This window comes from Geofilum rubicundum JCM 15548, from assembly GCF_000974365.1.
Classification (GTDB): domain Bacteria; phylum Bacteroidota; class Bacteroidia; order Bacteroidales; family Marinilabiliaceae; genus Geofilum; species Geofilum rubicundum.
Genome location: NZ_BAZW01000174.1, coordinates 1 through 987, shown reverse-complemented (window position 1 = coordinate 987; position 987 = coordinate 1). Strand labels below are relative to the sequence as shown.

Here is a 987-nt window from a genome sequence, read left to right as displayed (position 1 = left end):
GTTAGAGCCTAGCTAATGGAAAAACAAAACAGCAGGAAAACTTTGACAATTGCGAAATTTGTTTCTACATTTGGAAACAAGATAACCCAGTGAATTAACCCAAATGGAGAAACCAATTGAAGTCATATTTCTACCACTTGCTGAAAAATTTGTGGAATCTATTGAGCCCAAAGCCAGAAAGAAACTATTTCAAGGAATCCGTAAGACCAAAGAAAGGTTAATAGGTGATTGGTTCTCAAAAATGAAGGGTAGCGATGGCATTTTTGAATTTCGATTTGATGAGAGCGGTAAGTTTTACAGACTATTTGCATTTTGGGATACTGAAGGAGAAACCGAAACTCTGATTGCGGGAACGCATGGGATTGCAAAGAAAACGAATAAAACTCCTAAAGACGAAATTCGCAAAGCGGAACGACTCAAACGAGAATACTTTGAAGAAAAGAAGCTGGGGGATAAGGGTAACTGATTTAGATAAAAATTGTGGTGCTATGAAAAAAAGAAAATATAAGACATTAAGCGAACTTGAAGACAAATACATAGGGGAACAGGGCACCCCAGAAAGAGAGCAGTATGAATTTGAATTGAGCATGGAAATATTAGGGGAAAAGCTCAAAAAAATACGAAAAGATAAAAATCTCACTCAAGAACAATTAGGAAAGTTAATTGGGGTGCAAAAAGCGCAAATTTCAAAATTAGAAAGTGGTGCGAGCAGTGCGACCATTTCCACAATTACTAAAGTTTTTAAGGCCTTGAAAGCAAAAGTGAAGTTTCAAATTGACATCGAAGAGGGAACAGAATTAGCTGTCCATTAGGCCTATCGACAATCTTACTCGAAGATATATCAGAATAATAGCCAGGCTCTAACACGCGTTATAGTGCATGGCTAAACATCATATTTACAGCAAGTTTCGTCCGCAAAAGAACACTCCTAACGGCCAGAAAATACCTGCCAAGTAGATTAGCCACGCACCATATCGCCAAACGTTG

Annotated in this window: 2 protein-coding genes; both read left to right on the top strand. The window is 37.9% G+C overall.

The window, feature by feature from the left end; translation table 11 throughout:
* Nucleotides 1–103 precede the first annotated feature (103 nt).
* Nucleotides 104–466 carry a type II toxin-antitoxin system RelE/ParE family toxin gene (locus JCM15548_RS20620; RefSeq protein WP_062129125.1) on the top strand — a complete coding sequence of 121 codons (363 nt, stop codon included), beginning with the start codon at nucleotides 104–106 and terminating at the stop codon, nucleotides 464–466.
* Nucleotides 432–812, top strand: coding sequence for a helix-turn-helix domain-containing protein (locus JCM15548_RS20615; RefSeq protein WP_227626095.1), 381 nt, complete (start codon nucleotides 432–434; stop codon nucleotides 810–812). The genes JCM15548_RS20620 and JCM15548_RS20615 overlap by 35 nt, the downstream gene beginning before the upstream one ends.
* The last annotated feature ends 175 nt before the right edge of the window (nucleotides 813–987 follow it).